Source organism: bacterium, from assembly GCA_040755795.1.
Taxonomy (GTDB): Bacteria; UBA9089; CG2-30-40-21; order CG2-30-40-21; family SBAY01; genus JBFLXS01.
The window spans coordinates 1-7,940 of record JBFLXS010000171.1 but is presented as its reverse complement, the minus strand read 5'-3'; the positions used below and the strand labels follow the sequence as shown (position 1 = coordinate 7,940).

6 protein-coding genes are annotated in these 7,940 nt (G+C 37.1%); 4 read left to right on the top strand and 2 right to left on the bottom strand.

Going from position 1 to position 7,940, the window contains the following annotated elements:
* Window positions 1-58 precede the first annotated feature (58 nt).
* Entirely contained in the window at window positions 59-229 is a 171-nt protein-coding gene (locus tag AB1414_11580; GenBank protein ID MEW6608070.1) for a hypothetical protein, read from the top strand.
* 27 nt (window positions 230-256) lie between these two features.
* Here the strand turns inward: AB1414_11580 and AB1414_11575 are convergent, their stop codons facing one another.
* Window positions 257-1,207 (bottom strand): ABC transporter ATP-binding protein, encoded by a 951-nt coding sequence (locus AB1414_11575; GenBank protein MEW6608069.1) that lies wholly within the window; start codon window positions 1,205-1,207, stop codon window positions 257-259.
* A gap of 212 nt (window positions 1,208-1,419) precedes the next feature.
* Here AB1414_11575 and smc point away from each other — a divergent pair, with 212 nt between their 5' ends.
* The gene (gene smc / locus AB1414_11570) at window positions 1,420-5,004 is read left to right on the top strand and encodes a chromosome segregation protein SMC (GenBank protein MEW6608068.1); all 3,585 of its coding nucleotides are present in this window, start codon (window positions 1,420-1,422) and stop codon (window positions 5,002-5,004) included.
* Window positions 5,005-5,266: 262 nt separating this feature from the next.
* Here smc and AB1414_11565 read toward each other — a convergent pair whose 3' ends face one another.
* On the bottom strand, window positions 5,267-5,473 hold the full coding sequence (locus AB1414_11565) for a hypothetical protein (GenBank protein MEW6608067.1): 207 nt from the start codon (window positions 5,471-5,473) through the stop codon (window positions 5,267-5,269).
* Between the two features lie 551 nt (window positions 5,474-6,024).
* Between AB1414_11565 and AB1414_11560 the strand changes: the two genes are divergently transcribed.
* Together AB1414_11560 and AB1414_11555 are read left to right on the top strand one after the other, a co-directional pair.
* On the top strand, window positions 6,025-6,252 hold the full coding sequence (locus AB1414_11560; protein ID MEW6608066.1) for a hypothetical protein: 228 nt from the start codon (window positions 6,025-6,027) through the stop codon (window positions 6,250-6,252).
* Between the two features lie 546 nt (window positions 6,253-6,798).
* Window positions 6,799-7,077: a tyrosine-type recombinase/integrase gene (locus AB1414_11555; GenBank protein ID MEW6608065.1), complete on the top strand. Its 279-nt coding sequence runs from the start codon at window positions 6,799-6,801 to the stop codon at window positions 7,075-7,077.
* Window positions 7,078-7,940: the final 863 nt, after the last annotated feature.

Genomic DNA, 7,940 nt, shown 5'->3' with positions numbered 1-7,940 from the left:
AAGGAGATAGGGAGATATTATTAAAAAAATTGAAATTAATAGAAACTAATAGAAATTTATGGAAATTTGTTGTTTTCCACAATCAATTTCTACCTATTTCTATAAATTTCAATCTATTTCTATTATCCTATCTCCATATCATTCTTATCTCCTTATCCCCTTTCTTACACTTTTGATATATAGCCTGAACGGTTACGATAATGTTAAGATTAACCATAGAAAAGGTTGAATTTAGAAATTGGGCTTTCACGCCTGTCTAATTTTTTGAATATTTCCAGCATCTAACCCTATGAGTATCCTCTATTTGCTTCATTGGTGGTTCCTCGAGAACACATTTTGAACTCGCAAATTGACATCGGGGATGAAATCTACAGCCACTAATTGAAGTAAAACTATCTGGAACACTCCCCGGGATATAAGGTAATCGCTCAGTTTTTTTCTCAAGTTTCGGAATACAATCTAAAAGTACTTTCGTATAAGGATGAACTGGCTGGGTAAAAAGTTCATTTGTGGTTGCCTCCTCAACTATCTTGCCAGCATACATAATCGCCACCACATCAGTCATTTGAGCCACAATACTTAAATCATGCGTAATTAATAATATGGACATATTTAATTTGCTTTGTAGATTTTTTAATAGCGCCAGAATTTGTGTTTGAATCGTTACATCTAAAGCCGTTGTTGGCTCGTCTGCAATTAGAATTGCTGGATTGGAAGCTATCGCCATCGCAATCATCACCCGTTGATTCATCCCGCCACTTAGTTGATGGGGAAAGTGCCTTTCAACCGCAGGCAAACCAACTAACTTTAGTAGTCCTTTGACCTTTTCTTCTGCCTCTCGATAAGGTAAATGGATTGCTTCAGCTATCTGATTACCGATAGTAAAAACAGGATTTAGAGATGAAGACGGGTTCTGGAATATCATTGATATTCTCCTGCCTCGAATATCTCGAATTTGTGTCTTAGAATATTTTAATAAATCTACTCCTTCAAAGTTAATCTCGCCTCCAACAATTTCTGCTTGCTCAGGAAGGAGTCGAAGTATCGAAAAAGCCGTTAATGATTTTCCACATCCTGATTCACCAACTAACCCGATGGTTTTACCTTTATCTATGCAAAGATTGACACCATCTATCGTTGGTAACTCTCTTTTATCAATAAAAAAGGAGACCTTTAACTCTTTTATTTCTAACAACTTTTCATCCATTTGAATTGCAATTTATATCATATCACTTTGATATTTAACTTGTCAACAATTTTTTTCCTTGACAGAATAGAAATTTAAGGGTATAATTAAAGAAGACTGAAGACCACAGACCAAAGAGAGAGAAAGACGATAGAGGATAGAAGACAAAATTTCTGAGTTCTGTTCTCTGTCCTCTGTGGTCTGTAGTCTGACTTAAGGGAGGGGAATCATCAGTGCCTTTTCTTAAAAGCCTATCGATATTTGGCTTTAAATCCTTTGCAGAAAAAACTACCTTTAAATTCCAGGATGGACTAACTGCGGTTGTTGGACCTAATGGTTGCGGCAAAAGTAATATTTACGAAGCCATCCGCTGGGTTCTGGGTGAACAAAACCCCTATCTTTTACGCTCTAAGTCAATGACCAATGTCATCTTCAATGGCAGTGAACAACAAAAACCACTTGGTGTGGCTGAGGTATCTCTTGCCATCGAAAATTCCACGAAAATCCTACCCATTGAATTCAATGAGGTCTCCATCACCCGCAGATTATTTCGGTCTGGTGAAAGTGAATATCTATTAAATAAAGCCCCTTGCCGACTAAAAGACATTACCCAATTATTTTTAGATACCGGATTAGGGCATGCGGCTTATTCTTTGATAGAACAAAATAAGGTAGATTTTGTGGTTAATTCTAAAGCGGCAGACCGAAAAGCAATATTTGAAGAGGCGGCAGGGATTGCCAAATACAAGGTTAAAAAACAAGAGGCAATCTCTAAATTACAACTCACTTCTCAAAATCTTATTAGAATTGACGACCTGCTAACAGAAATTTCCAGACAAAGAGATTCACTCTATCGCCAGGCAAAAAAAACACAACGCTATCTTGAAATTAAAACGCAACTCCAAAACCTGGAAATAACCCTGTTCGAAGACGAATATAGAATTTTAAATGCCGCCTACGATGCCTGTTCAAAAGAATATGAACGAATCGCAAGAGACTCTAAACAGATAAACTCTAATTTAACCCGACTAAATTCCTTGCTCACAGATAAAAAACTCCAGGTTAAGAACAAAGAAGCAGAGATAAAAAATCTTCAACCGATTATCTTTAATTTAGCCCAGGAGATTCAAAGGATAAATGGACAACTTCTACAACAGAAAGAGAAAGAGGCTAATATTGATTCACAATTGGCTCGGATTGATACGGAAATCAAGTCATCAAAAGACAAGATTGATAATTTAAGTAAGGAAATTACTACCGAAGAAAAGAATAAAGAGGAGGCATTAAAAGAATTAGAACAAACCCTACAAAATTTAACCCAACAAGAAACTATTCTGTCTGAATTAGAACAAGAAAAAGAGAAAAAAACTACTCAATTAGAAGAGGCAAAGATTGAAATGATTGACTTTTTAAATCAACTTGCCCATATCCGCAATCAGTTAAGTCAAGCACAAATAGAACAAAAGAATATAAAACTCAGGATGCAACGACTAATGGAGGAAGAAGAAAAGACTACCTTTAAAAAAGAGACTATTGAAAAAAACCTGGATAAACTAAAAAAACAGATAGACGAAGAAGAGAATAAAATAATTAATCTGAAGAAAAGATTGGCTCAAGCACAATCTAAAAAAGAGATAACAACTCAAGAAGTGAATAAAACTGATTCACAGATAAATACACTGCGTGAAGAGATGAAGGTTATATCTGGCAGACTATCTACTCTGCAGGAATTACAGAAAAAATTAGATGGTTACTTACCCGGTGTCAAAACAATTCTTACTTCAACCAACCTACTCCCTGAAATTGCAGGGGTTGTGGTTGATTTGATAGATTTTGACCATAGATTCGAAAAGGCAATCGAGGTAAGTCTGGGAGAAAATATTCAAGCAGTAATCCTTAACACTACTACTCAGGCAGAACAAATAATCCCATTTCTTAAAGAGAAAAAAGCACAACGAGTTACCTTTATTCCGTTAGAGGAGGTTAAAGCCCCGTGGATGTCCCCCGCTGGAGGGGGATTAAGGGGGAGGATATCCCCCGCTGGCGGGGGTAAGGGGGTGGAAGGCTGGGCTTTGGACTTAATCAATTATGATAAAAAATTTCAACCTGCCTTTGAGTATCTTCTGGGAAATGTATTAGTCGCCAAAGACCTACCTACAGCCACTAAAATTATTAAAAACTCATCACAGCATCTTCGAATAGCAACCTTAGACGGCGAGTTGATAGACTCTAATGGCATTATTCAAGGCGGATTACCTAAAATTTCAGGCGAAAGTTTAATCAATCGCAAAAAACAGATTATGGAATTGACTAAAAAACTAAGTAACATTGAGCTTCAATTGAAAGAGTTAGAGGAGAAGAAATTAAAAGAACAAACTGAATTATCATCCATACAGCTTGATTTGACTAATCTCCAGGTAAATATTCATTCACAAGAAATTATCGTCTCTAATTTAAAACGCGATTTTTCTCAAACAGGTGAGATTAAAGAAGAAAATTTAAGACAACTGACTTCATTAAAAGAGGAAAAAAGCAATTTGCACCAGGAACTGATTGAACTAAATGAGAAGATTAAAGAACTAAAAAGTGAAGAGGAGACTAAAAATACTACCAATGTCCAGAATGAATCGTTTATTTCTGCACTTGTTCAGGAAGTCAAGACAAAAGAAGCTATCTTAAAGGATAAAATGACCACTGTAACTCAAATCAGGGTCAAGTTTGCTCAATTGACACAACTCGAAGAGAGTCTGACCCTGCAGATAAATAGGTTGAAGGATAGTCTAAAAGATTTAGAAAAGGAAATAGATAGATTAAATGAAGAGACAAATTGGCTACTTAAGGAAAAAGAACGAGAGACAAAAAGGGAAATTGATTATGAAAAAGAGATTGAAGACAGGATTAAAGAGAAAGAAGAAGGGGATATAATCTTAAATAAACTTCAGGATGAAGACCAATTGTTACAGCAGGCTATTTTAAATATAGAAGAAGAGATTAAAACTACCCAGCAGAAGGAAAATGATACAAAAAATAGTTTGCATCAGATTGAACTACAATCTACAGAACATAAATTAAAGATGGAAAATATCACCAACCATTTATTACAAGAATATAAATTCTCTATTTCACCGGATAAAGAACCGAATATGACCATATCTAAACAGGAATTATTAGAAGAGATAGAGAAATCCAGACAAAAATTAGAGGCATATAAAGAGGTAAATTTAATGGCGCCAGCAGAATACGAGGAGATAAACAAACGATTTGAATTCTTAAATTCCCAGCGCGAGGACTTAATTAATGCCAAACAGGATTTACAAAACTTGATTCAGCAAATCGATACAACATCACAGGAACTATTTGATAAAACATTTTCTCAAATTAAAGCCAATTTTGAAGAGATTGTTAAGAGTTTATTTGAAGGAGGAATGGGCACTTTAAGATTAACCAATGGTGCTTCTTCAGAAGAAGTGGGGATAGAGATAAATGTTCAACCACCCGGCAAACGCCTGCAAAGTATGTCACTTTTATCTGGAGGTGAAAAGGCATTAGTCTCCATCTGTCTATTATTTGCCATATTTCTGTATAAACCCAGTCCTTTTTGTGTCTTAGACGAAGTAGATGCGGCTTTAGATGAGGCGAATATTCTTCGGTTTAACAAATTACTCAAGTCCTTTTCTCAAAAGACACAATTTCTGATTATCACCCACAATAAATTAACCATCAGCAATGTTTCTACCCTCTATGGCATCACAATGGAAACACCCGGCGTGTCAAAAGTTCTATCTGTAAAGTTAGTCAACGGCAACAATCAAGTGTAAATAAGGGAAAAGGGAAAGATGGGGTAACCGTTCAGGGATATAGCCACAGAGTCACAGAGAACACAGAGGGAATATATAACCACGAATGAACACGAATGCACAAAAAGATTTGTAGTGCGAGGCTTTAGCCTCGCTTCTGGCAAGCAGGAAGGTGAACCTAAAGATTCGCACTACATTTATGGGATGTCAAAGGTTAATTCGTGTGCATTTGTGGTTAATTTCCTTAATTCTCTGTGAACTCTGTGCCTCTGTGGCTGAACGGTTACCCATCTCGATCATCCGTCCAGACTATATGTATCCCATTTGCATCTGAGATAATCGCAGGATACTCAGACAAATCTGAATTATTAGTCAGTCGGACATCTGGTCCCCAGACAGGTTCAGCACCAAAAGTTATGTTTGTCATCAAGAATAGCCATATTAACAACACCCATAGTTTCAACCCTTTGTTTTTCTTTAAGATTTTCATTGAGATATACCTCCTTATTGATTTTTGATTGCCGATTTTAGATTGGTCAGGGTTGTTTTCAATCTAAAATCAGTAAGAGTTCAGGTAGGATAAAAATAAGGAGAAAGGGAGAAGATGGAGAAGTGGAGAAAAGAAGAGTTAACTGATAAGATTATTAATGCCTGTATTAATGTCCATAAAAAGTTAGTGTCGTGTTGAACAAATAATGCACGGAATTTGATTCTGGTAACTATCCGTTTGCAGGTTACGAAACCTGATGATGCCCCGTGCAAAACTTACTCAACACGACACCAGAATTGATGTCCGAAAGGTGGAGCAAGAAAAAGTTTAAGCCATTTCTCCAATTCTCCCTTTTCCCCATTTCTCCTTGTTTACACTTCTAATGTATAGCCCTGAACGGTTACCGAGATGGAAATGAAGAGATTTATTATAAAAGAGGGACATTTTCCCCATCATTTGCTATTGATATTATCTTAAACCAGGACACATTTACCACCGGCGAGACGGCAAGGATAGATGTCAGGGTAGATAATCCAGGTTCTGCTACAACGGTGGATGCAAAGGTTTGTATAAAGTTACCTACGGGTGACTATATTTCGTTGATAAATATGTATAATATTACTATTCCTGCAGGCGGGATTGGTCCATTAAATCTTCTTACCTACACCTTTACTGGTAGTGAGCCAGCAGGGCTATATGAAGTTCTGGGCAGACTACTCCATCCCATCACTGGCGACCACTTAACGACCGACATCGAAACCTTCACCTTCACGCCGTAAAGGGATGGGATCAGACCTTGAATATTGAAATTTACTTGTTTATTTGAGAGGAATGCCTGCCAACGGCAGATAACACAAGCTAAAAGATTGACATCCAAATGCTATCGCACTTCTCTTAGCCTAACCGATAACCAAAATGACGCAGAGCTCGAATCCCTTCGGGTTCGCATTTTGCGGGGCACCCGCTTGCGGGTCGGGGATGCGGATGAGCGAAGATCTTCAGCCAGATGTAGTCCGGAAGTTTTTTGTTGTAATCGGAAGTGGCTCTGCGTCACTTTGGCTATCAGCGGATGAACGGCTGAAGCCAAAATGCCCCTTCGGTAAAAGGTGACAGTTTATCTAATTATCAGGAAAACATAAGGTTACGACAAAAATATTGACGATATAATTATTTTGTGGTAGACTTACTCTTAAGTCAGTGTAAGCTCAAAAAATCCAGTTGACAAGATGGGAACTTAAGAAGTATAATAATGAGAGGGAAAGAGACAGTTGTTTAGAAGGAGATAATTAATTTGTAACTCTTTGAACAATAGATAGTTATGCAAACTGTCACCTTTTACATATATAAAAGGGTCAAAAGGGAGAAAAGAAAGGTACACTTTGCTATCTGAAACAGTTGTAGAAGCATTGCGTGAATACTGGAAGAAATATAGACCCCAGAAATGGCTCTTTGAAGGAGCAAGAGAAGGGCAATATTTATCCACAAGAACAGCAGACAAAATTTTTGTAAGTGTCTGTGAAAAGGTAGGAATCAAAAAAGATATTTCATTTCATGCCCTAAGGCATAGCTTCGCAACTCATTTATTGGAAGGTGGAACGGATTAGTAAAGAATTAGAGTAAAGAATTAGGGTCAAACCCTGAATATTGAATTTACTTTGGATATAACTTATTGGTAGTAAAAAGGATAGATTCTTAATTGCTTTTTGAACACTAATACTCCTCTTGTAGCAGGATTGAAATCCAGAACACTTCTGCTACCTGCTGTCTTATGTCATAAGTCGTAAGTCTTATGTCTTACGACTTATGACTTATTCTCTGTCTTCTGTCCTCTGTCTTTAAGATACCATAAAATGATGTCTGTCAATAAAAACAAGTCGAATTTTTTTGTAAGATGATTAAACAGATTACATTTTTTATTGTAAGCGGATTGAGCGGAAAAAAATAAAAAAATCCGCTCAATCTGCTAAATCCGCTTACTCACTTAATCTCCCTATCTCCTTTTCGGACACCAGGTAGTGTGGTATAATTTTGTTTTTCCAGGTCGACCTATTTCACAGGTCGAAAAGTTTCAATCCACGCCCCCGCATGGGGGGCGACTCAGGAGTGTAAATATAAGGGGGTGAGAATATGGTTTCAATCCACACCTCCGCACGGGGGGCGACAGAAATGGTCACTGTGATTAAGGAAGTTAATGAGGTTTCAACCTGAAATCGGCAAGTATCTGAGTAAAAAGGGGAGATGGGGGTGAAAAAGAAGGCTATTTTGACAAATTTGGGAGAGAATTAAGGAGAAGATGAAGGGAATTAGATAACGGATAGAAAAGAGATAGGATTAAGATGTTGAGATGCTTCTTCTACAGCAAAACCATCTTTGAGTTCATCTATTTTGTTCTCGACATTAGCCCTATCATCATAGAATTTCATAATTTCAGCAGGTTCTCCTTCCATGTTGGTGACGACAGCTTCAT